18 protein-coding genes are annotated in these 24361 nt (G+C 60.9%); 12 read left to right on the top strand and 6 right to left on the bottom strand.

Features of this window, described 5'->3' with window-relative positions; all coding sequences use genetic code 11:
• Nucleotides 1-51: 51 nt before the first annotated feature.
• The 6 genes from ACHQ4I_RS11080 to ACHQ4I_RS11055 form a co-directional block, all read right to left on the bottom strand.
• On the bottom strand, nucleotides 52-1233 hold the full coding sequence (locus ACHQ4I_RS11080) for an alanine racemase (RefSeq protein WP_420771610.1): 1182 nt from the start codon (nucleotides 1231-1233) through the stop codon (nucleotides 52-54).
• Nucleotides 1230-2180 carry a hypothetical protein gene (locus ACHQ4I_RS11075; RefSeq protein ID WP_420771609.1) on the bottom strand — a complete coding sequence of 317 codons (951 nt, stop codon included), beginning with the start codon at nucleotides 2178-2180 and terminating at the stop codon, nucleotides 1230-1232. The genes ACHQ4I_RS11080 and ACHQ4I_RS11075 overlap by 4 nt, the downstream gene beginning before the upstream one ends.
• On the bottom strand, nucleotides 2177-4492 hold the full coding sequence (locus ACHQ4I_RS11070) for an excinuclease ABC subunit UvrA (RefSeq protein WP_420771608.1): 2316 nt from the start codon (nucleotides 4490-4492) through the stop codon (nucleotides 2177-2179). The genes ACHQ4I_RS11075 and ACHQ4I_RS11070 overlap by 4 nt, the downstream gene beginning before the upstream one ends.
• 382 nt (nucleotides 4493-4874) lie before the next feature.
• Nucleotides 4875-5744 (bottom strand): 2OG-Fe(II) oxygenase family protein, encoded by an 870-nt coding sequence (locus ACHQ4I_RS11065; RefSeq protein ID WP_420771607.1) that lies wholly within the window; start codon nucleotides 5742-5744, stop codon nucleotides 4875-4877.
• Nucleotides 5737-6525 (bottom strand): hypothetical protein, encoded by a 789-nt coding sequence (locus ACHQ4I_RS11060; protein ID WP_420771606.1) that lies wholly within the window; start codon nucleotides 6523-6525, stop codon nucleotides 5737-5739. The genes ACHQ4I_RS11065 and ACHQ4I_RS11060 overlap by 8 nt, the downstream gene beginning before the upstream one ends.
• 570 nt (nucleotides 6526-7095) lie before the next feature.
• Nucleotides 7096-8271, bottom strand: a complete 1176-nt coding sequence (locus ACHQ4I_RS11055; RefSeq protein WP_420771605.1) for a PLP-dependent aminotransferase family protein — start codon at nucleotides 8269-8271, stop codon at nucleotides 7096-7098.
• Nucleotides 8272-8968: 697 nt separating this feature from the next.
• On the opposite strand from ACHQ4I_RS11055, the gene ACHQ4I_RS11050 reads away from it, so the two are divergent.
• The 12 genes from ACHQ4I_RS11050 (at nucleotide 8969) to cas6e (ending at nucleotide 23090) form a co-directional block, all read left to right on the top strand.
• Nucleotides 8969-9913 (top strand): radical SAM protein, encoded by a 945-nt coding sequence (locus ACHQ4I_RS11050; RefSeq protein WP_420771604.1) that lies wholly within the window; start codon nucleotides 8969-8971, stop codon nucleotides 9911-9913.
• Nucleotides 9910-10908 carry a PLP-dependent cysteine synthase family protein gene (locus ACHQ4I_RS11045; RefSeq protein WP_420771603.1) on the top strand — a complete coding sequence of 333 codons (999 nt, stop codon included), beginning with the start codon at nucleotides 9910-9912 and terminating at the stop codon, nucleotides 10906-10908. The genes ACHQ4I_RS11050 and ACHQ4I_RS11045 overlap by 4 nt, the downstream gene beginning before the upstream one ends.
• 24 nt (nucleotides 10909-10932) lie before the next feature.
• On the top strand, nucleotides 10933-11205 hold the full coding sequence (locus tag ACHQ4I_RS11040; protein WP_420771602.1) for an acyl carrier protein: 273 nt from the start codon (nucleotides 10933-10935) through the stop codon (nucleotides 11203-11205).
• Nucleotides 11199-12386: a hypothetical protein gene (locus ACHQ4I_RS11035; protein ID WP_420771601.1), complete on the top strand. Its 1188-nt coding sequence runs from the start codon at nucleotides 11199-11201 to the stop codon at nucleotides 12384-12386. Before ACHQ4I_RS11040 ends, ACHQ4I_RS11035 begins: the two co-directional genes overlap by 7 nt.
• A 476-nt stretch (nucleotides 12387-12862) precedes the next feature.
• A complete protein-coding gene (nadE, locus tag ACHQ4I_RS11030) occupies nucleotides 12863-13753 on the top strand; it encodes an NAD(+) synthase (protein WP_420771600.1) in 891 nt (296 codons plus the stop codon).
• 16 nt (nucleotides 13754-13769) lie between these two features.
• Nucleotides 13770-16241, top strand: a complete 2472-nt coding sequence (locus tag ACHQ4I_RS11025; protein ID WP_420771599.1) for a class I adenylate-forming enzyme family protein — start codon at nucleotides 13770-13772, stop codon at nucleotides 16239-16241.
• Nucleotides 16238-17152 (top strand): 3-oxoacyl-[acyl-carrier-protein] synthase III C-terminal domain-containing protein, encoded by a 915-nt coding sequence (locus ACHQ4I_RS11020; protein WP_420771598.1) that lies wholly within the window; start codon nucleotides 16238-16240, stop codon nucleotides 17150-17152. Before ACHQ4I_RS11025 ends, ACHQ4I_RS11020 begins: the two co-directional genes overlap by 4 nt.
• The gene (locus tag ACHQ4I_RS11015) at nucleotides 17149-19035 is read left to right on the top strand and encodes a primary-amine oxidase (RefSeq protein ID WP_420771597.1); all 1887 of its coding nucleotides are present in this window, start codon (nucleotides 17149-17151) and stop codon (nucleotides 19033-19035) included. The genes ACHQ4I_RS11020 and ACHQ4I_RS11015 overlap by 4 nt, the downstream gene beginning before the upstream one ends.
• 35 nt (nucleotides 19036-19070) lie before the next feature.
• Nucleotides 19071-19766, top strand: a complete 696-nt coding sequence (locus tag ACHQ4I_RS11010; protein WP_420771596.1) for an alpha/beta hydrolase — start codon at nucleotides 19071-19073, stop codon at nucleotides 19764-19766.
• 327 nt (nucleotides 19767-20093) lie between these two features.
• On the top strand, nucleotides 20094-20618 hold the full coding sequence (locus ACHQ4I_RS11005; protein WP_420771595.1) for a hypothetical protein: 525 nt from the start codon (nucleotides 20094-20096) through the stop codon (nucleotides 20616-20618).
• Between the two features lie 579 nt (nucleotides 20619-21197).
• Entirely contained in the window at nucleotides 21198-22361 is a 1164-nt protein-coding gene (gene cas5e / locus ACHQ4I_RS11000) for a type I-E CRISPR-associated protein Cas5/CasD (protein WP_420771594.1), read from the top strand.
• 105 nt (nucleotides 22362-22466) lie between these two features.
• The gene (cas6e, locus tag ACHQ4I_RS10995) at nucleotides 22467-23090 is read left to right on the top strand and encodes a type I-E CRISPR-associated protein Cas6/Cse3/CasE (protein ID WP_420771646.1); all 624 of its coding nucleotides are present in this window, start codon (nucleotides 22467-22469) and stop codon (nucleotides 23088-23090) included.
• The last annotated feature ends 1271 nt before the right edge of the window (nucleotides 23091-24361 follow it).

Raw genomic sequence — 24361 nt, 5'->3', positions numbered from 1 at the left:
CCTCCTCTGATAAAGGCGCTGGGTGGCATTTTAGTGATAGTGAGAGAGACGTCATAAGCGTATGGCGAGCTGATCATGAAATACTTCGATTGGGTGAGGAAATGAGAGGAAGTCCACTGGAGCTGCAGTGAGGCCGTACGCGCCCATGTTCCACCAGACGACTAGGTCGTCTATGGCGGCGGCGCAGGGGACGTTGGTGGCGAGCCGATCCATCGGCGTGCACAGAGGTCCGCATATGTTCGCTGGTGTTCCACCGGTCACAACGGTGGCATCGCGCACCACGCTGTGGTTGAGGTTTCGCATCCCGTTGCCGCCTCCGAACAGTCCGCTCGCGTTCATGCCGCCGTCGAGGAGTACGAACCGTCGGTTGTCGATTGTCTTGATGTCGACGACACGGCAGACCAGTGCTCCGGCGGGCCCCGCGATGAAACGGCCGGACTCGAACATCAACTGCGCGCCGCCGGCAGCTGACTGAACGTGAGGTATATCTGGCTGCAGTGCAGCAAGGTCGAGCTCTTTCTCGCCCTGCGCGTAGCCGATTCCGAAGCCGCCACCTAGGTCGATGTTCGTGGCAGGAAAGCCGAGTTCGCGGAGCTCGGTGACTACGTCGACAACAAGCTTGGCGTTGTGAATGACATCGGCCGCGCTGAGAAGCTGTGACGCGAGGTAGCCATGGTAGCCGGTAAACGATAGCTCTCTAGCCGTCGACAACAACTCGAGGCATGTCAGAATCTGCGATCGACTCATGCCGAACTGATGGCCCGACATCCGCAGCCCACCGCGTGCACCCGTGATATTCAGTCGGAGCATCACCTGAACAGAGCGAGTACGACCGGTCGCCAGCCGAATGATTCGCAGGAGTTCGTTCTCGCTCTCGACGACGACGGTCACATCCTGCTCGATCGCAGCCGCGATTAGTCGTTCTGACTTGGCTGGCCCGACCAGTACTGTGCGGGCGGGCTCGATGCCGGCAGTGACGATCGCATTCAGCTCACCAAGTGACGCTAGTTCGATTCCGCAGCCCATAGCCGCTGCTGTGCTCAGCATATTCGGATGTGGGTTGGCCTTGGCCGAGTAGTAGAGATCGCATCCTGGTAGAGCCGCGCGGAGCGCCTCGACACGCGCACCGAACACTTCCATGTCGTATAGGTAGAACGGGGTATCTTTTTCGGCTGCAGCAAGTTTGATCTGTTGCAGGGTTGCCTCGTCTGGGCCGAGTACGAGTCGGGTCATTCCGTGCCTGCGGCAATGCGTTCGTACAGTTCGCTGACTGTCTCAGCAGTTGTTGCCAACCGATGTAGCCCCGTGGCCAGTTTTTCGGGGCGGCCGTTCAGTGCTGCTTGCGTTGTGCGGCAATCGACAACCAACTCGCTCAAGAGATCGGCCAGTGCGAGTTCGTCGAATGTCAGCGGTCCGCAGTAGCCGAGCAGCGCACCAGACCGTAACGCGTGCAACGCGTACGTTGCCAGCGTTGAGCGTAGACGTCGCTGAGCGCCGCCGATGGAGAGCGATTCCGCCACTGCTGCTGCCATTTCCAAGCCGCGGTGGTCGCGGTTCTCTCCAGCTTCAGTACTTCGCCAGCCAGCGCCGCGCCGCAAGCAGCGACGTGCTAGTTCGGGGATTTCGATCGCCCGGTCTGGTGGTACCACAGCTAGAACCATCACGCCTGGTTGTTCGAATGCTTCGTGTTCGATAGCGGTGTAGCCGCCGAAAACGGGGTCAAGACAAATTACCGCGTGTTGGACTCTCATGTCGGCGTCTGGGTCGACGATTACGTGCCGCCAGACGTCGCCGAACACCAGCCGGTCGGCCGATGGCGCCCAGCGTCCTGGCATCAGAAAGGGCCCAGCGACGAGTATCCGCCGCTGGGGCTGCGCGTTCGGATTCAGTCTGTCGATTGTCTCGACATGGAAGCCGGACACCTCGAGGACCTCTAGTCCGTCGGCGAGTTCGGCAGCGACACGGTCGGGACCGTCAGATCCGCGGCGTCCGAAAGCCATCGCTCCGGGGCGCAGTGGCAAGTAGGTCTGCGCGGTGAACGGGCGGCTGGTCAGGCAGGTTTCGAAACCGAGATCGCCGCCGGTCAGGCGTACAACGTTGCGTAGCACGTCTGCGGTGTATTCGAACGGTTCCTTCCCGACATATCCGGTGCCGATAGTCCGCAGGCTGTCGGTGATCATGTTCGGTGCGCCAGTTTCGACAATGCTCGGCCGGTCACGGTATCGGCGTCGCGAACATCATCTGCGGTGCCTTCGGCGAGGATCTGTCCTCCTTGGTGGCCGCTGCCTGGGCCGAGTTCGATGATCCAGTCCGCAGCCGCGATTACGGCCAGATTGTGTTCGATTGCAACCACTGTCCGTCCCTCATCGAGCGCTTTGTCGACCACGGCCATGAACCGTGGAACCTCGTCGTACCCGAGGCCGCGGGTTGGCTCGTCGAGTAGCAGAACGCCACGGCGAGGTTGTGCGACCTCAGTGGAGATACGCAGCCGCTGTGCTTCGCCACCAGAGAGCGTGTCGGTCGACTGGCCGATAACCAGGTGTCCGATGCCGACTGAAGCGGCAATTTCCAACGGTCTGAAGATCGCGCCGTGGCGTTTGAACACCTGCACGGCTTCGTCAACGGTGAGGTCGAGCACCTCCGCGATGGTGTGGTCTTCTACGCGGATATCACGTACTTCTTGGCGATACCGGCCGCCGCGGCACTCCTCGCAGACGCTTGTCACGTCCTCTAGGAACTGCATGTCCATCCGCAGATAGCCCCAGCCGCCACAGGTAGGGCAGGCACCGGCGCCGTTGAAGCTGTAGTCGCCAGGCGGTCGTCCACTGGCTTGTCCGAAAAGCTTCCGAATAGGGTCGAAGACTTTCAAATACGTGGCGATCACGGAACGTACCGAGCCCCCGATATCGCGCTGCGACAGCAGCGTCGCACCTTCGGTTTGGGCGGCGATATCGAGCGCGAGCGAACTCTTCCCCGAGCCGGAGGGGCCTGCAAGAACGACGAACCGATTCGTCGGAATGCGGACCAGCCTAGGGTGCAGGTTGTTCGATCGTGCCTCGATAGTCAGAGCGGGACTGTCGGTGCTGGTCGGTAGCGATCTACGGTCGATATCCGGCAGCAATCCGTAGCGCCCTTTGTAGTCGCTGATCGGGCCGGACCAAACCAACCTTCCGCCATTTCGACCACCCCCTGGCCCCATCTGTACGACATAATCCGAGACCGCACGCGCACCGTCGGAATGGTCGACCAACAGGACAGTGTTGCCGCCGTCGCACAAGTGCGCCAACGCGGCGTACACCGCGCGCGCTTCGTCGGAATGCAGCCCCGCTCCGGCTTCGTCGACGACATAGATGAGACCGGACAACGGAGATATGAGTTGGTGTGCGATACGCACGCGCCGCAACTCCCCGCCCGACAGCGTCGTGGTCGAGCGCAGCATCGTAAGATGCCCCAGCCCCATATCGGACATGCGCTCGAGCAGTGCCACCAGTCGCCGCCGGATCGGTGCTGCGACCGGCTGATCAAGTGTCTGCAGGAAGCTGGACAACTCCGTAACCTCTGCTCCGAGAACACTTTCGAAGGTGTGCTCCCCGATCCGAACAGTGCGAGCCGCGGCACAGAGCCTCGTGCCGTGGCATGACGGGCATGGCTGTTGTTCGAAGAAGTTCAAGTCGTACGATCGCGTTGTCAGATCACGCGCGTCGCCTACTCGTTTCTTCAGCCGCGGAATGATGCCTTCGTAGCTGAAGCGCTGGACAAATCCCGGGTTACGGTTGCTCACCTCGAAAGCGGGGGAGTTCAGCAGGAAGTCGAGCTGACCGCTGGACAGCGCGGATACCCTGGTATCCAACGGGAGCTCGCCGGTTGCCTCGATGATGTTCCAGTAGCGGCCGTTGACCTTCCACGCGCGATGAAGGATCGCGCCCTCCCGCAAGGTGCGGCTCTTGTCGAGTATCCGCTCCACCATCGGACTCAGTAGCGTGCCGACGCCTCCGCACTCCTCGCACGCCGCTTCAGTGTTGTTGAACGACAATTGACTAGCGCTGTATCCGGGTTGCCCGAGGCGAGAGAACAGCAAGCGCAGCAGGCCAAGGGCGTCGGTGACGGTTCCCACCGTAGACCGAGATGATCGGCCGCCGTAGCCCTGGGCCAGTGCTATGGTCGGCCGCAGTCCATGAATCGCATCGACCTCGGGTGTCGCCAACCGAGCTTCTGTGAAGCGCGAGTACGAACTGATTCCTTCCAGATATGCGGCGTGGGCGGCGGCGTGGATGGTGCCAAAGGCGAGTGAGGACTTACCTGATCCAGACGGGCCGACGACCAGCGTGCATTGATCGAGCGGGATGTCGACCGTCAGGTCTCTCAAATTATGTGTGCGCGCTCCGACGACGCTGATGGTTTCGCCGGTGACGTCCGCCAGTGCACGTGTCCGGCCTCGCCGAGGTTCTCGTTCTGTCGGGCATTCATGATCTTCTTGCAGTTTTCCTGCCACCGACCACGCTCCAATGATATTCGTAGGTAGAGTTTCAGCTCAGCATTTTTGCTCGTTAAAACAGCGTACGGTACCACCGATGTTCTGTGATGCTAACCGGCAAATGATCATAGCTTCGGACAGTAATGTTGGAGCATTTTTCCGATGATCATTGAAGAGGAGTCTTCGTCGGACCCGCACGCCGACGTCGAACGGTACACGACATACTGGACACAGCCGCTGGTTCCGCCAACGATGGCGCGTCCGAGCGGCGGACTGTGCTCAGGGGAAACAGGTTTCGGTTGAGAGTGCTCGCTGCACGGCACTGATCTGGCGGCGGTACACGGTCTTCTGGGCTGATCGGGCGGCGATGTCGCCTTCGAGAGTAAAACAACAAAACTAATCATTTGATGCGAATGTAACGCTGCTCGACCTCGCTGAGAAATGATTCAACCAGCACCGTGGAATCAGCGGATCCGATGGCGGTCAACTCGGTTTGACGGTTCGGCGTGTGGAACAAGATTACCGACAGCCGTCCAGGGCGAGGATCTGCGACCCGGTGCAGCGCCGCCGGCCACGTTTCATTCGTCCAATAAGAATATAATTCACCCAGCAGGGCGATAATTGTCGGTGCTTCCCCGGTCGTGATGGAACACCACTGGTTATCCGCTGAACTGAATAACTGCAGTCCGGACGAGTCCTTTCCCACGTATACGAGCGAGATGCCACCGAAGTCTCGATGTGGTGCGATCGCCACGGATGCCGATCGGGGGTAGTGATTGATCGCCAGTCTGCTCGAGTGCTCGTCGAACCAGATCCTGTCGGCCTCGTCAGCGTCGACTCCGATCATTGTCGAGAGCATAATGTTCAGCCGTCGGCATCTCTCGACGAGAGCGTGGAAGACCGTGTCGGCCGCGTTCTGCAAGCGTGGCAGGTCGTGGGCGAGTGCGGTGACTTGCGCCGTCGACGGAGATCCGGGTGAGAGCGATATGCGCTCGAAATCGTCACCCCTGTCGTCGAGACCGCTACTGCGTGGTGCCATATAGCCGTTCCAGTCGGACAACGAGGTCGGCGCATAGGCGTCTTTGCTCGTATCAGGAAGGTCGAAGAACGAGGTGGATTCCCGCGCTAACGCGCCGAGGGTGGTTGTCTCTGCGTCGGACAGCACGAGTGACACTGCGCCGTAATTTTGCAGCGACGCACGGATCTGATCCGCGTCCGCTCGATCTGTCGAAAGTGTTGCTGTGGGGAGGCGCTCGGCATTCTCAGCCATTAGCCACCCCCTTGGCGGGATCAGGTATAAGCATGGAAGCTGAGTCGACTGTGTCCCGGGTGAATTCTGCGACAACACGACCTGTTCGAGTAGATGGGCTGCCCGTCTCGGGTGGGCCTTCTGTCGAGTGATTGACGGATGATCTACTCAACCCCAGTAGTACTTCCACCGTGATTCTGTCTTCGTTCTCGACCCACCACTGCTCATGGCCGAAGGTTGTGGCCAGCCATTCATAGCTGTCCAAGAGCCGGGACTCGAGACTATCCTCTGTGCTTTGTTCGGCGCGTGGGCGAACCAGATCGAAAGCTTCTTGAAGGGGTTTGTATGATCGGCTGTCGTCGAATTGCTTGAGCAGGTAGTACAGACGTTTCGTGGTTTCACGTGAAGGTTCGAACGAGACCTCTGCGGCCCCTGGATGCGGCTTCAGGTCGAGCCACGCCAGATGGATTGCTGAAACGAGGTCTGACGCGGCGACCAAGACGTCGCGTATTGTCCACAAATCCGGAGGTGAGTACCTATTCGACTCGGCGAGTGCGAATGCGATCGTGTGTTCTTTGACGTGATTCGGAAACAGTACGATCTGATCGAACCCAATCGATATTGCCTTGCGTACGGACAAGGCTGTCTGCGCAATAACCTCTCGCTCGGTCAGGAACGGTATACCCGCAATCAGATTGGCATAAGCCACGGCATCGGAATCATGAATGACATCGACCGCACGAGCAAGGAGGGTATTGCTGTAGGGTTTGTTGACGCAAGCATAGCGAATGAACTCATCCATTGTTTCGACGCCCAACTGTATCCCGAATGTGCGTCCGTCCAGGAGGTCAACGCATTCCCGCACCTTATCCCTTCGCACTGAGGACGGGTGGGCCTCGGTAAGGATGGTATCTACTGGGCTGCGAGCAAGTACTGCGAAGATCTGCCGGCGTGCGGCCGGGGGAACCTCGCGGTCGTGCAGGGTATCGAAAGCGGAAATCCATAGTGTTCGAGTCGAGGGCGCAAGTGAGTCTACCGCGATTTCGGCCGCTCGCACCATTTGATCTGGTGACACTTCGGCGGAGACGCCGTAATTACACGTTGTGCAATGGCCCATTGCATCCCAATAGCAACCTTTGGATGGGAACCAGGCCTCCGCGTATTGCGGTGTGACCTGGCTCAGGTAGCCGGCAGGCGGAGTGTACTCACGCCTATTCGATCTGATCCCGACTGCGACCCTGCTGAGTAGGCTAGTCGTGAGCGGCATGCGCATTCGATGACCCCATATTCCTGTTTCCGGGTCCCCCATGTCTGGCACAAGGACAATTCTCTATCGTTACTTCGGCAACCGGCGCTCACGCCCAGGTGCCGCCTAGGTCGCATAACAAACATCGGGAAACTGGTTGGCGATCTTGGCAACCTCGGATCGGAGCGACGCGGGCTCGGCATCCTTCAAAAGGATCGATGACAGCAGTTCAGAGACTGAACCCATCTCGTCCTTGCCCATGCCGACGCGCGTGAGCTCCTGTACGCCGAGGCGTAGGCCTGGGCGTCCACTGCTGGGCAGCATGACGGTCGTGGAGCGGATATTTGCCGCCGCCAACCGCTTTCCCCATTCCGATAGCGGCAGCTCAGCCGGCATCTCGATCCACACCTGGTGCGTCTCGGTGAATCCGAATTCCTGGCCCGAGACCTCGAAGCCGGACGTTGCCAAGAATGATGCCAGGAACTTCGCATTCGCCATTATGTTCTCGGCATACCTGGTCTTGTTGGGCATCAATTCCTCCAAGGTGATGGCTAGTGCGCCGACGCTACCCATATGTGCGCTGGAAACAGAAAAAGGCAACCGTGTGGACAGTGTTTCTGCTACCGCGTCGTCGTTTGTTACAAGAAGACCCTTCTGTGGCCCGGGAAAGGTTTTGTGCGTACTTCCCGAACAAGTATTCAGCGCGCCGTCAAGAACAAAAGTTTCGGGGGCTGCGGGAAGCAGTCCGAGAATATGAGAAGCATCGAGGCATATGATCGCATCGGGTGCGGCGGCGCGGATGTCACGAGACCGAGGTAGCCTGATCGCGGACGAGATATCGAGATAGATCAGATGTGGCTTCACGGTTGAAACCATTTCACTGAGTGCCTCGACGTCGATCAGGAGCGTAGATTTATCGAACGGTATGTAGGAATATGTATACCCGTATTGCTCGCATATCGGTCCTGTTGCGTAGTGTCCGCCGCATGCTGGGCTCATTATGAGAACTCGGCATCCTACGTACCCTAGGGTCGATATCACTGAATGCATCGTCTGCAACCCGGACAGGAAGGGGACGAATGCGTACTCGGCGCCAAAGAATTCTCGGGCGAGGTCGACGCATTCATCGCGCACTTGCTCGAGCCCCATGACGTCGCCGAGGAATATTTCCGGCAAATCCAGTAATGGATATCGGTTGGTCGCGTCACTTGCAAGTGCTGCAAGGGCTCTTGGCGACATCCTATTCTCGGTCGGGAACAGGTTCAGGCTTTCGCGTGCGTTCAGAAGGGACTGGATGTCCACACCTACCCCTCCTAGCGTTCGTCCAATCGTTGACCCGATCGATGCTTCGATGCCGATGTGCGGGTTTGGGGGTGTCGACCGTGACTGTAGCGGAACATGGCGGCTCGTATCCGTCGTCTGTTCGACCTACATCATGCTGGGATGACGGGCTGAATTGGCGTTTTCCCTGCCGGCTGGGCTTATCGGGTTGGTGTAGGCGGGTTGACGGCCGACATGTGTTAGAGGTTCTGTTCGGCAGGGTTCGTTGTCGGATCGTTTCTGGTCAACGGTCGTGCAGCGACAAAGGGGAGGGTTACCTATCAATTGGCCTTGTGAGACCATTTGACATCTATCCGGACACGCTGATTCTAGGGTCGGAAGACACTGTTCATCCACGGGGATTGACGTGCTAATACCGCGAACCCGAAGGGTGGCGGACCTCAGCGAAACGAGAGCTATTTCTTGGGGTGGCGGCCAAGTGATTAGGGTAGCCTCATCTCTGGCTGAACTCACACGCCATCACATCGCTGAACTGGCAAATTGCCCATCTTCGACAGCATTTTGACTGATTCTGTTGATATTGAAGTGGGTGTGTATAGGCAGACGCATGGCGCTCGCCCTGTTTCGAGCGGCCGCGATGTCATTCGATCGACGTACGGACCAGCTGGGAAGATCTGAGGTACCATTCGGGTCTGCAATTTTCTGACCTGGGGGCAATATGGCCATCCCGCTTGATGTCCATCTTTACGTGACACCGCGATGTAACTTGTCGTGTCCACACTGTTACTACGACGCGTTAGAGCGCGGTCGACAGCCCGATAATTTGCTGTCGCTGCCCGAGGTTGCGAGGGTACTTAACGGACTTTGTGAACGCTTCGATGCGGACATTTCCCTCGAAGGTGGTGAACCGTTTATGCGCGCCGGCTTGGGTGACATGCTTTCGACGCTCGATGCAGCTGTATTGAGTCGAATTACGATTACCACCAACGGTACGGTGCGCATGCTGGCATCCGCTACGGTGCTGGCCACACTCGGCGACCTTCGTGTATCGATAGACGGCCACACCGACGACTTGCAACAAGAGTTGCGGGGCGTGAATGTCGCTCCAGTTCTCGATACCTGCACGAAGTTGCGTTCGCAGGGGATATCTCACACGGTGCGTATGACGCTGTACCGTCGCAATATTCGGCGACTGCGCGAGATATTCGCCTGGACGGAGGCGAATGAAGTTGCGCGGTTGTCGTTGTTCGAGTACCAAGCGTCTGGTCGAGGAATAGGTCAGGATGCGCTGTTCAGCGCGTCTGCGGACGACGTCGATTGCTTGCTCGACGATTTCGCCGCGCTGTCGCGTCCGGCCGGCCTGAAGTTGGTGACTCTCAATCTTGCTCGGCGCCGTATCGCTGCAGTGCGGGGTCGGGAGGGAGAGCTTGCGGGGGCGGGGATCAAGGTGCGCTGGCTTCCGGCAGTGGCGAACTGCACAGTCAACTACGACGGTACAGTCGGTATCAGTCCATGGAAGGTTACGGCGCACGGCGCGCCGGACGTCTTCACCCATACGACCGCGTCAAACTTCTTCGACCTGCTCGAAGCGTCTGCGGTCAGCGGCGGTCTCAGCGACGACGGAGACTGTATCAGTCGCGTACAGCTGCGGTGTGACCGATGACCGTCGACGTCGCTCCGACTGGACGTAATTTGATGGGCGCGTTCAATATTGGAAACACGCCATTGATCAGGCTGCCGGACATCACTGCTCGTGGAGCGGTGTGGCTCAAGGCCGAGTACACCAACCCCTTCGGGAGCGTGAAGGACCGGACCGCCGCGTACTTGCTGGCCTGGGCCGGTGCCGAAGTCGGAGACTGTGTGCGGGTTGTAGAGAGCACATCGGGCAATCTCGGTATCGCTCTTGCTCATCTGGGCCGGCAGCTGAAGGTGCCCGTGACGCTGGTCATGGATGCTTCGCTGCCGAGCCGACGCATCGCGGACGTTCGCCGAACGGGTGCAGCAGTGCGCGTGGTCGAGCGGTGTCTGCCTGGCATGACTTTCCGGGAAAGCCGCATTGCGCTCGCCAAAGAACTAGGCAGCCAACCCGATTGGTTGTGGTTGAACCAATACGACAACGAGCAGGGCATGTACGCCCATGAACAGACCACCGGGCCGGAGATCTGGCAGGCGATGAACGGTGCCGTCGATGCCGTAGTCGCCTCGGTCGGTACGGGCGGCACACTGTGCGGAATCAGTGCAGCGTTGCGCGGCTACAGCCGGGCGCCGCTGATCGTGGGTGTCGAGCCAGTGGGTTCCACCATCTCCGGCGGAGAAGAGGGCGACTACCTTCCGGCTGGCTCCGGCATGCGCGGAATGCCAGAAATTGTTGCGCGGCACCGTGATCTGGTTGACCTGTTTGCCAAGGTCCCCGATGGGATCGCAGCGGCCTGGACACAACACCTACTGCACCGATTCGGCCTCGAGGTAGGCGCGACGACCGGTGCGGCGGTTTCGGTCGCAGCGATGCTGGCCGCAGAGTACGACGAGCAAGTCGTCGTAGTCGCGCCTGACCGCGGGCGCTCCTTTCATCCTGCGTTGCAAACGTTGGCTAGCGGTGGATTCCAGGTCGGCGATACCTCACAGATCCAGATTGCGGCGTTCGGAATGTCCCAGTAACCAGCACGTTAGGAGCGCCCGCTGATGACGTCAATACCAGTATCCGCGACCGAACAGCAGGTCCTTTCGATCGTCCAGGACCGTTTCGATTGGAACCGCCACCCCAGCCAGGCTGCAGACCTACGCAGCGACCTCGGGCTCGATTCCGTGCACTTGGTCGAGCTGCAGGTCGCCGTCGAGGAGCACTTTCACGTCATATTCGATCCGTTCGACGAGCAGTTGGTGGAGGCGTTCCAGACCACAGCCCATCTCGCCGCCTATATCGACTACCTCGCAGCCAAGGGCAACGGATGTTGAGCGATACGAATCCCTTCCTCGGAGCTGTCATGAGGGCGATCCGGGTCGGTCGGCCGATCCTTCCCGAGGACCAGCCGTTCTACACACGCGTCGAGCACGTCCCCGCCGGGAACTACGTCGAAATTTGGTTCCGCACAGGTGGATGCACTTGGGACCACGCCGGTGGTTGCACGATGTGCAACTACGGCTACGGCAACGCCGTGACTTCGGCCGACATCACCGATGCTGTTCGAGCTGCACTCGATGAGCTGGCGCTGCCTCCCGATGAGCTGATGATATCGCCGTCCGGGGGTATGTGGGATCCGGGTGAGGTTCCCACCGCAGCTCTCGCTCCGGTGTATGCCTTGGCGGCAACGGCTGCGCCGGGTCGGTTCCTCGTCGAGACCCGCGCAGAGACGGTCGGGTCCGAACGCCTGAGCCAGATGCGGGCAGCACTTCCGGGTATCCAGCTGGGGGTGGAGGTCGGGCTCGAGTCTGCGTTCGACTCGGTGCTTGCCTATTGCGTGAACAAGGGCAGTGATGCGGCTGCGTTCACCACTGCCGCGCGCGCTGTGCACGCTTGCGGGGCTGATATGTATGCGAACGTCAGTCTTGGTACCGCGTTTCTTGATCGGGCCACCGCAGTTCATGACGCAGTGAATACCGTGCGTTGGGCACTTGATCACGGTGCGGACACCGCCGTACTGTTCCCGCTGCACATCAAGCCGTACACGCTACTGGCGCTCCTCAGCGATCACGACCGCTACCAACCGGTCTCCCTATGGGACTTGGTCGAGGCGTTGTATTCTCTTGGTCCCGAGCTCGGGCGACGCACCGAAATCGCCTGGTACAAGAGCTACTACGACACTTCGAAGAAGATATCGGTGTCGCCCAGCGGCTGTTCGACATGCCACGATCGGCTGATCAGCGAACTTGATCGTTACCGGGCGACAATGGATTTCGGCATAGTCGCTGACTTGAACGACGCTCGATGCTCGTGCGCTCCGCCGCCTGCATTGACACAGCCACCCACCAGCGGACCACAGATCGCCGCCTGCATCGTCGACCACTACGACCATCTTGCGAGATCTCTTGGTCTGGAATCTGTATGGCGGGCCCGACGACCGCGGCTGGAGCCGGCGATACACCGCGCATTTGCGTCCTATCCGATTAAGGGGGTGGCTGTCGATGTGGGCCAGTAGCGTTGGGGTGCATCGTGTCGATGAGTTACCCGGGGAATCCCGGATCGCTGAGCTGCTGCAAGCTCGGTTGGCCGACGAGCCCGAGCCGGTCATGGTGATCGATGGAAGAACCGCCGTCGCTCGCCCGAGCTCAACCAGCACCTATCGGCTATTGCGCGCCCTAGGGCTGGTTCGTGCCGAGCCAGTGGCGTGCTGGACCAGCGACGCCGAGAATGCTTGGGACGCACTCGATCTCCTTACTTCGGAACTGCCGCTCGGTCGATGCGCATTGCTGATCGCGGTTGGTGCGACGGGCTCGGTGAACGTGGGGAGCGCCGTTCTGTGGCAGGGGGCCGGTCCAAGGCGACGATCTCTGGCACGTCCGGCCGCAGCAGCACCGGGACGGCTCGGCAACGGGTTCCTTGATCTGGTGGCACAGGCCACCTCCGATGATCACTGCAAGCTTTACCGCGTGATGGAGTAAGAAATTGTGGAAAATGCTGCAGGCCAGCGACGTTGACGAGGAAGTCGCCCGCCTGATCGATCTCATCCGGTCTGGTGTCGGCGACGACCGTGGACTTGTGTTTGTCTCCGGCGGTCTCGACTCGGATGTGGTCGCGCGCCTTACGGTCCGTGCACTCGGGGTATCGCGGGTGAAGCTGTTGACGGTTGTGCAAGACGATATGAGCCCGATTCATCTCGAGCAGGCGCGCTCACTTGCGGCACAGTTGGGTGTCGAGCTGATCGAAATCGATATGCGTGGTTTGCATCTCGAGGTGCTCTACCGGCTGGCGGCCGCGGATCAGCAAGAGGAGTTCGATCCGCTCGGTCTACTCGACCCTGCTCGGATGAAGTGCTCATTGCGGACCGTCTTGACGTCCACTTACCAGGACCGTGGTTACGTCGTGATCGGTACCGGCAACCGCACCGAATCCGAGCTCGGTTTCTTCCTGCCGTTCGGCGATGGTATCTGGCACATCGGTCCAATAGCCCATCTGTACAAGACCGAGGTGCGATTGATCGCGGCCGCGGTAGGAACCTCGGAGTCGGTGTTGGGTCAGCCGCCGTCGGCCGGCTTCTGGATAGATCAGACCGATCGCGAGGACATCGGTTTCTGGTTGGTCAATGAGGGGCCGATCCAACGAGAGCGCGAATTCAGTGACGACGAGGTGACGCAGGCTGGCGAGTTCAGCCGCAAGTTGGATGAGACCGCCCTAGACGAGCTGCTGCTGATTCTGAGTGAGGGGGGCGTCACCGGCGAGGCACCGTTGCCGCCGGACCTGATCGCAAAAGTCGAGCTGGTGGTAAAGCGAAGCGCGCGGTTCAAAGGCCGTCCGACGGGGGTCACTCTGTCGCGCCTGAGTAGCGATAGTGCCTCGACGATCTGACGAGTCGTCCGGCCATATGGATCTGGGAAACGTGAGAGTCACCGAGCCACTCTGGAGCCGGGCGCAGATCGATCCGGATAATGTTGTCGGCGCCGATCTCCACAGTGGCGTGCTGACGGCCGGCGAATTGGATCGCAGCGCCGATTGTCTTGCGGCCGAACTCGACGAGCTGTCAGGACGTGGACTGGTCCTGCTTCAGGAACCCAATTGCCTGGCTGCGATCGTTGCCGTTGTCGGTGTGCTGCGTAGCCGGCACGCTCTGCTGGTGATCCATCCGGAGATGCCGATCCGAGCCGCTGACAGCGGAATTGGCAGGCTTCGACCGATCGCGCAGATCAAGGTTCACGACAGCGGGCTCCGGGTTGATCCCGAGCCTTACGGGCCGACTGGTCAACTCTGGTCGCCGCCGTCGTCTCGTCCCGACCTTGCGATCGCCTTGTGTGTGTCGACTTCCGGCACAACTGGTCGGCCGCGGGTTATCGCGGCTCCGCATCGACAATTAGTAATGGCGACCGGGCTGATCCAGCGTGACCTCGGATATCGAAATGACGATGTTGTTCCAGTGGTCTCACCATTGTGCTTCGACTATGGCCTGTACCAGCTGTTTCTGGCGTTCCGTAGCGGCTGCACGGTGATCGTGGATCCCCAACTCGGCACAGTGGCGAATGTGTTGGCGGCTGTTGCCCGCGCGGGCGCGAGCGTCCTGCCCTTGGTGCCTACCATGCTGCGGGCCATGGTCAATTCACCATTCATCGACAGGGTGGACTGTTCGTCCATACGGCTCGTCACTACGACAGGCGACGTTCTCACCGAGGCTGATGCTCAGGCCGCGGCGGCCGCGTTTCCCAACGCGGTCATCGCGCCGATGTACGGCTTGTCGGAATGCAAACGCGTGGCAATCACACCGCTGCATGCTGTGCGTCCAGCTGGCGCGGTAGGGCGTCCGCTCCCGGGCACCGACGTCGCGATCCTGGACAATGGGGGAGTCCGTACAGCTTTCGGCGAAGCCGGCGAGCTTGTGGTGAGCGGCCCACATCTCACTCTTGGCTACCTGGCCGATGAATCCGCCACGGCGCAGCGCTTCGTTGTTGATCGCCGCAGCGGGCACCGAGTGCTCCGGACCGAGGATCGGCTGCGGATGGATCGGCAGGGTTGGCTCCATTGGGTGGGTCGTAGCCACGACTTGATCAAGACTTCTGGTTATCGTGTCGATCCTGCTGAAATCGAGAGTGCAGCAGCACTTTCCGGCGTAGTCTTGGAGTCCGGCGCCTATGGCAGGCCCGATCCAGAACGTGGCCAGACGCCGATGCTTCGAGTGCGGCTGCGCGCGGATATCCAGTCAGCGGCCGGACATGACGCGCTCGTTCGCGCTCTGCGCGCGGCCCTACCGGCCTGGGCGATTCCGGAGATCGAGATCAGTTCGGTGGGATTGCCCCGCACACTGCACGGCAAGATCGATCGCGCGTCACTGCAAGCCTCGAACGGACAGTGCAGCTTCGAGCAGATCGATACGGCCGAGCGCTCAGTCGGGATATTGGTCGCCGCGTCGACTTTCCCTCGCTCGAGCAACCTGATCAACTGTCACACCCAGGCCTTCCTGAGTGCCTATTGCTTGCCTGAGCCGCTGGCGGACCCCGCGTTGTTCGAACTGGCCACGACGCTTACGTTCGGCGTCAGGAGCACACCGACAGATACGAATCGACTTCTGACGCCGTGGCTCGATCCAGATATCGGTTTGGACCGGGCCGCCGGGACATTCGGGCTGCACACCGATGTCCATTGGCACGAAAGCCAGGATCCAGCAGCAACTGAACTTGTCGAGTGGCTCGGCACGGGGCCTGTTTTACTCGGTCCGCTGGATCTGGGCTGGCTCACCTATCACGGTCTCGCCGAGACGTTGCGCGGCTGCGATCACTACGTTGTGGCCGTTGGTTGCACTGTTCGGGGCGCAATTGTGTTGATCGACCCCGAGGGCCACGTGCAGGTCGAGATCGAACCGGATGAATTGGCGCGTGCTTGGTCAGCCGAACATGTTCCGGAAGGGCGCGGCAGCTTCATGCTGAGGCGAGTTCGCGCTGGCCGCGCCGAGCTGGAACCGATGAGCATCGTTACTCGCATAGCCGACGCCGCCATCGACAATCTGGAAAGTGCGTCCCAAGCAGTTGACGGTGGCGCAGCGGCTTACCGAACCTTGGCTGCGCTCGACCTCACCCCCAGTGGTCAGAGAGCGCTAAGTTTGCTGCTGCCCGCAGCCGCAGCCCGAGCACGTTTGGCGGGCCGATTCGCAGAGCTGGTAGCGACCTTGCTACCGGACTCAGATCGGTGGCGAGGATTATCCGAATTGTGGAACCGGCAGGTCGAAGCCCTCGCACATGCGCACGGATGTCTGCTGATCGGTGAGTCGATGACCAACCAACTACGTGTTGCCGCCGACATCGAGGACAACCTCACCAAGCTTGCCGTCAAGCAGAAGGCGAGCCTCACATGACTGTCGCTGTACCCCTTCAAGCGGCGGCTTCCGCGGCTTCCACCTGGATGTGTGATGTCCAAGCTCTCGCGTTCGACGTCGGCCTGCCCGAGGCCGAACGCCACAAGCTGCGAGACGGCGGTCTACTCGCCGTGCCGGTTGCGAAGTTGAATCTGGCAGGTCTCATTCGCGAAGTAATCGAGCGCCTGGCGCAAACCGATTGCCGGGCGGTGGTATTCGCGCATTCTCTCGAGCTCGAGGATACGGTTTGTGGACGCTTGGTCGATTTGCTGACGGAGGCTATTCCATCACTCGAGCAAGCGCCGTTGTTGGTCTCCGGACGGCCATGCAGCATAATCCACCTCGGCGTGGAGTTGGCCGCCAGGCTGTGGCGCCGTAGGCCTGACGGAACGGTTCTGCTACTCGGTGGCGATGTGGCCGAGCATCATGACGACCGTTTCTTTTTCGGCTCAGCGATGGGTGATGCGGTGGTGGGGATGACCTTTGGCGGAGTGCCGGCGCTCGGTGAGATCTTGGCCGTTTCTTCGTCGTGGCACGTGATTGCGGCCGACGGGGCCGCATCGTCCGCTGATGACATCGCGCGCTTCCGAGCGCAGAACCCGACCGCGATCCGGCAAACAATCACCGACACGCTTGCAAAAGCTGATCTGACGTGGAGCGATCTGAGCGCGATCGTGCCACATACTCCCTACCGGACGATCTGGGATACAACCGCGCAACTCTGCAAGTTTCCGCGCGAGCGGATTCTTGATCAGAGGATCGGCGAGACAGGTCATCTCAACTCCAATGATGTTGTCGTGCATATGATCACAGCGATACGCGACGGCCGACTGAGTTCCGGTGACATCGCGGCTTTGGTTAGCCCCGGCTTTGGTGGGACCCGCGGTTGTACCCTGGTTCGGGTGTCATGACTGTGCACGCTCGCCATCCGTTGGCACCGCTGACGGCCACAGAGCTGCAGGACACGGTAGCTGTGGTGCGTCGTGCTGAGGCGGTAGCCGTAGACGCGCGGTTCGTGTGGTGCGCGCTCGATGAGCCGACTAAGCAGGAAGTGCTCGAACTGGACACGGCAGCAATGCCGCTCGAGCGCCGGGCATTGTGTGCTGTCTATGAGTGCCAAGAGCGCCAGACGAAACTGGTTACTGTCTCGCTGACCGGCCAGAAGGTCGTGCATGTCGAACTGGTCAGCAAGGGGGAAGCCCAGATCCTGAATGCGGAATGGTTCAACGATGCTGCCGCAATCAAGCGAGATCCCAAGTTCCAAGAAGCCCTGCTGCGCCGCGGCGTAACGGACCTCGACATGGTGCGCGTCGAACCGTGGCCGGCCGGCAACTTCGGTACCGATCTCGACCGAACCGGGCGCCGGCTGGGGCGCGGCGTTGCCTACGTGGTTGAGCGCCCAGGCGATAATCCGTATACCCGCCCGATAGAGAACCTGGTGGCGGTCATCGATCGAGACACCGGCGAGGTTGTGGATCTCCTCGATGGAGAGGCGGTACCGCTGCCAGCCGATCCCGGCCGATATGACAGTACCGGTTCCGTCCGCCACCTCGCCCCGCTCAGGATTACCCAGCCATCGGGCACCGGTTTCGATGTGTCCGACGGGCGCGTCCGATGGGGTCCTTGGCGGCTCCGTGTTTCTATGCATCCGCTGGAAGGGCTAGTGCTGCACGATATTCGATACGATGATGCGGGCAGGGAACGTCCGATAATCTACCGGGTCAGCGTGGCAGAAATGGTCGTCCCGTACGGATCGACGAGTATTAATCACTGGTGGAAGAATGCCTTCGATATAGGAGAGTGCGGGCTCGGCAAGGCCGCTGTCAGCCTGGAGCTCGGGTGTGATTGTTTGGGCGAGATCACGTACGTCGATGTCGACATGCTCGACGAGGACGGGAGCATCTACACAATGGCGCGGGCGATCTGTTTGCACGAAGAGGACTACGGAGTCTTGTGGCGGCACAAAGATGTCGTGACAGGGGTAACCGAGGTACGTCGGTCTCGACGTTTAGTGTTGTCCGCCTTCGCGACAGTCGGCAACTATGACTACGGATTCTTCTGGTACTTGTACCTCGACGGGACGATCCAAGCCGAGGTCAAGCTGACCGGTGTCATCCTCGCTCAGGCGACAGCGCTCGGTTCTCGGCCGCGCCACGCGAACCCGGTGGCACCGGGGCTTGCTGGCCCGCATCATCAACATCTTTTCGGCTTTCGCATCGACTTCTTCCTCGACGGCCCGAACAACACGGTGTACGAAGTCGATGCCGTCGCTGAACCTTTCAGCGAAAGCAACCCCCACGGCACCGCTTTCGTCGAGCAACGAACGCGTCTGGATCGGGAATCCGACGCAGCGCGATTCGCCGCGCCGGAGCGCGCCCGCAGCTGGCTTGTGACAAATCAGAACAGTCGCAATGTGTGCGGGGAGCCGGTGGGATACCGACTGATACCTACCCACGCCGCTGCTTTGCTTGCCCAACCTGAGTCGCCGGTTAGTCGACGAGCAGGTTTTGCCACACGTCACCTCTGGGTGACTGCGTTCGACCGACATGAGCGGCGACCTGCCGGCGACTTTCCTAACCAGCACGCGGGCGGCGACGGCCTGCCGCGGTGGGTAGATGCTGATCGTGCACTGGTCGACACAGATATTGTGCTCTGGCACACGGCTGGTAGTACGCACTTCGCGCGGCCCGAGGATTTCCCAGTGATGCCATGCGACTACATCGGTTTTACGCTCAAGCCATCGGGATTCTTCAACAGGAATCCAGCACTCGACCTAGCCGCGCCGAACGGGTGAACCTCTGATCGATTAGGAGATCGAAGTCCGAACGGATGTCCGCAGCCAACGGTTCGCCGCAGCCACAGTGGCGCAGTGACCTTGCGGGGGTGAAGGAATGGGTTGCCCCGTTCGCTGAGGTGTTCAGCGACGCCGATTTGGCTTGTCTTGTTTACGACCACCCCGGATTTGGGACCTCCGATGGTGAACCGCGTTTCGAGGTCGACCCCACCGCCCAGACCGAGGGTTACCGTGATGCGATCACCTTCGCGCAGACACTGGACGGTATCGATCCGGAACGGATCGGCATCTGGGGAACGAGTTTCGCGGGTGGCCACGTGCTGGTCGTCGCGGCGACCGACCGGCGGGTGCGCGCCGTTGTCTCACAGGTGCCACTTACCAACGGCTGGGCCAACTTTCGCAGTTTGGTGCCGTCCATCATGCTGCCGACTGTCCATGCGGCCATCGCCGCCGACCGTCTGGCGCGCGCTTCCGGGAAACCGTACGAGACGATCAAGGCGGCCTCCGATGATCCGACCGAACTCGTCGCCATGCCCGGTATCGAGGTCTACAACTGGTTGATGGCCAACGGCCCGCAGGTCCCCACCTGGCGCAACGAGGTCACCCTTTCCAGCATCGATAAATTCCAGTCTTACGCCCCGGAAGCGTTCCTGCGCCGCGTATCTCCGACACCCTTGCTGATGGTGATCGCCGACCAGGACACCCTGGCACCCGCCGATATCGCCCTGTAGAGTTACGCCGGGGCACTGGAACCCAAACAACTGGAGCTGATTCCGGGCCCGCACTTCGCCGTGTACGAGGAACAGTTCGAGCGAGCATCTCGAATCGCCCGGGACTTCCTGTTAGCCAAGCTGAGTGGATAGCGTCCGGCCCGGCTCGGGTGACGCTCGCAGGTTTCTAGAGGTGGCTTGCGCAACAACGCCGACGTGACGTGCGGTAACGCGTAGGATCTATGGCGGGAGAATCAGCAGGCGGGCCCGACTAGGAGGCTGGCCATGCCTTTGCGTCGCCCACCGCGGTCCCCGCGGACACCTCGATCCCCGGAAGTCCTTGAACGATTGGAACGCTCGCATGCGCGTATCCGTGCACGACGAGAAGAGGCACGCGAGAAAGAGCGAACGATCGCCGACGCGGTGAAGCGCTACCTCAACCATTGGCAGGCGATCACGGCGCGCGAGGCCGAGCGTGATCAAGAAGTCGAGGCGCTGCGCCTGCAAATCAGCGTGGTCGAATCACGAGCGGCTGAGGACATAGCCCGGCTTCGAGCCGATCAAGCTCGTGCTGCGGCTCTGATCCGTGACCAAGGTCAAAGCGACGACGACGTGGCCGAACTGCTCGAAATCAGTACCAAACATGCCCGGCAACTGATCAATGCTGGACGCGCAACTGGCAGTACAACATCGCCAAACGTGCCATTGAAGAGCGCAACAACGCTGACTCAGCAGCCCCATCGGGATGCTCCAGGTGTCGATTTGAACCCCGTGCCGGAAAAGCTTGCGGGCGAAGGCGCCGAGCCAGCCGATGCAGTCGAGACCAGCGGGCGAGGACGCCTCACCGAGCCATCACCTGACGACCCCGTGTGATCGATGACTTGCCGGGACTCGAGGCTCCGCATTGCATGTGCTGTGCGCGAGCACGGCGTCGCTCGGATCGGAAGACCATCAACCAGATTAACTTCACCAATGAGCGTTTTGCTCGTATCAATAGCCTCTGATCCCGTGGCGACATCAGATGTTGGCGTAGCCGCCGGCGTTCCACACGAACCATCGGAAGTGCTGGGGTGCGAACGCCTGCCTGGCGGGAACGCCTGGTGCCGGAGAGGAGGGCCAGAACGCCAAGCCGCAGCGATGGCAATAGAACGCTGCCTGCCACACACTGTGAGCGGTTCGGCGTCCGCGAGTTATACGCCCATTGCGACGACTCCGTAACACGGCAACACCAAGGACCAACAAGCCGGGTGCCGCCATCCCACCGACAAACAAGGCTGCTCCAGCCAAGACGCCTACGTTCGTTGCTTCAGGGTCATCCGACGTCGCCACAGAAGCAATACCCATAACGACGACCAACAGTGCAGGTAGCAGCAACAACAGGCCGAGCGCGGTTATCCGCGCCACCGGACGATGATTGGGTTCGCGTGCGAGACTACGTGCCAACGCTGTGGTGTGAGTACGTTCGACCGTCGCGCTCCCGAACACCGGAACCAGGCCAGCGGCGGCTATTCCGACACCGGAGTACAGATTCGTCCCGGAGCTGATCGCCACTCCATCGGAGTGGACGGCTGGCACGCTCTGAACGACGTCGAGTTGGTGGCAGTGCGGGCACGTGATGTCGACATCCATGCGGGGGACCCCCTCCCAAGCCGCCGCGATCTCGCGGCGCGTGTGTGGTGCCGGTACCTGCTGTGGCGAATGGTCCTTATATGGAACACGGCGCGCAGTCTGATGTCGAGGGATCTGGCGGTCGGCGTGTTTGGTAGGAATGCTGTGAGGCGTCATCGGTTTCCTCTATTGAGGGATCCTCTTATGTCCGACACCTATTCGTTGTATACCGTGATCGCGAGATCGGCATACTGGTGGGCGTTGACGAGCAGCTCCCGTAGGCCGATGCAATCCTGGGGAACCCGCTCACACTGGAACCACCGCGACACCTTGGCCTACCCCAGCCGCTCCGGCCTAATCGAAATGCTCGCCGCCGCCATGGGCCACCAACGCAACGAACCTCTCAGACGCTACGCCGATCTGGAGTTCACCATCAGAATCGACCGCCCCGGCCGGATGGTGGTCGACTTCCACACGGTCGGCGGCGGACGTTCCCGCGACGAAACACCTCCCCTGGCCGACGGTGGACGGCGCGCTGAAGGCAAGGGCACCATCGTTTCTCACCGACACTACCTAGCAGACGCAGCTTTCACCGTCGCGGTCACCAGCACCAACACAGAGCTACTCGAGGAGTTGGGGGCTGCGCTGAAAGCACCCCGATACGGGATACACCTTGGTCGCCGATCCTGCCCACCAGCCGGACCGCTCGTCATCGGCCAGCACGACGACCCGATCACCGCCCTGTGCCAAAGCGTTCCCATCGCTCGAGAAAAGCCCCGCGGTGAGGACCGGGTCAGTGTAGAGATCGTGACCGAAAAACCGCCGGACACAAACGATCCGGTGCGCACCGACACCAACACCACCCGGCCGGTCAGCTTCGGCGAATCACGAACCTATCAACCCCACACCACCTGGCACACAACATATTTCATGCCCGCCACACAATGCGCCGGAATCGGATCGGACTACCTCGACGCCCTCATCGACTTCCGAGCCACCGCACCTTGACCATCCACGACAACCACCCGGAACCCGTACACGCGAGGACGCACCCCGCCGATGGGGAGACACCGATGACCACCTTCACCACACAAACCCGCAACCTCGACCAAAATCATCGCCAACGCGGCACAACCCCAAGTGCGACAAGACCTTCGCGATATCCAAAGAATGCACCACGTCCTCACCACTCTGGCCTGCCGACCCGACTTCGGCCCCTCCAGCCGATCCGCCGCCGGACTGCTCTACCGCATCGAACACACTGCCGCAGGGGTGCACATCCTGATGCAATCCCTCACTCAGCCCAGCCGAGACCGCCTCACTCCCGGCTACGACGTCGTCGGCTCTGTCGACCTCGCACCGCTGCTAGACCAACTCAACGCGGGCACACACGTGCGCTACCGCATCCTCGCCAACCCAACCAAAAGCATCCCGCAAGGACCGGACAAACGTGGACGCCTCCAAGCATTGGCCGGAGACGAAGCGGCAGCGTGGTGGGCTCGCAAAGCCAACCAATCCGGACTGGAACTGACCAGCACCGATCTAACGGCTCACACGCGACTTACTGGCAAGCGCTCAAAAGACGGACGGCGTTCACGGCTTGTCATCGACACGACAACCTTCGAGGGCACCACAATTGTCACCGACCCTCGCGCAATAAACGACGCGATCCTTGCCGGCGTCGGCCACGGACGAGCATACGGGTGCGGCCTAATGTCCGTTGCGCCAATACGCTGATCCATTCGCAGTCACCGAGACCGACCCGACGCGGTTGGTCGCCTCCAGGTACGCGAGGACGATCCATGACGCAGTGATTAGCTCATTGAAAACTTCACAGTGACTCAGTAATGGGTGCTCAATGTCCACGCAGGGCTGAGCCCGGGATCGGCACCAACATCCGAAACGTCATCATGTGTGTTTCCCGGCACACGAGGGGATTGGGCGACGGAAATGCGGGAATTAGCTGAGACAGTGCTTTCCGCGCACGCGGGGATGGCCCCCTCCTGTAACCTCCCCGGCCCCGTCTCGATAGGTGCTCCCCGCGTATGCGGGGATGATCCCCCGCCGAGCTTCTGCCCCCCGCCGGATCTTCGGGTGCTCCCCGTGCACGCAGGGATGATCCCGTCGGCATCGTCACCTTGTTCGGGAAACCGGAGTGCTCCCCGCACACGCGGGGACGATCCGATCGCCAAGACCGCGCACATCTCGATCGAAGAGTGTGTCCCCGCGCACGCGGGGATGATCGCGAAGAAAAGCCCCTTCCCGATCCGGTGTGTCCTGCTTCCCCGCATACGCTGGGATGATCCGGACTGGAACGCTGACATTATTGCCCAGTTCCAAATGGTCCCCGCATGTGCGGGGATGTTCCCCGGGCGAAAATAGTACCCATCAGAAACGGTACGGGCTCCCTGCGCACGCGGGATGATCCACACGTGCACTGAGCGGTGGGCAAGGCGCTGGACGTTCGCGGGATGGTCCCGGATACCAGCAGCGTGCCGAACCGGGTGAGCAAGCTCCCCGCGCACGCGGGGATGATCCCTCGCGAGTAACAACAGTGGTGGGGCGTCGATGTGTGCTCCCCGCGCACGCGGGGATGATCCACTGCGGCACATGGTCAAACTCGGCGAACTTGGGTGCTCCCCGCGCACGCGGGGATGATCCACTGCGGCACATGGTCAAACTCGGCGAACTTGGGTGCTCCCCGCGTACGCGGGGATGATCCGAAGGCGCGCAGGACTTTCGACAGGTCGGTCACCGTCTCCCCGCGCACGCGGGGGATGACCCGTCGACGGTGTCGCCCGCAGTAACCCAATCCGACGTGCTCCCCGCGCGCGGGGATGATCCTTCTTTGAGCGCGTCGCCGGTTTTGTCGAGCGCGTGCTCCCCGTGCACGCGGGGATAATCCGTGGGCCGAATTGCGTTGGGGGACTGGGCCTCTGTGCTCCCCGCGCACGCAGGGATGATCCGTACTCGATCATTTCGTCGATGAGCCGTTGAGCGCGCGGGAT

Source organism: Nocardia nepalensis, from assembly GCF_048910785.1.
Classification (GTDB): domain Bacteria; phylum Actinomycetota; class Actinomycetes; order Mycobacteriales; family Mycobacteriaceae; genus Nocardia; species Nocardia nepalensis.
The sequence above is the reverse complement of the archived record's forward strand: the minus strand, read 5'-3'. Positions and strand labels throughout refer to the sequence as shown.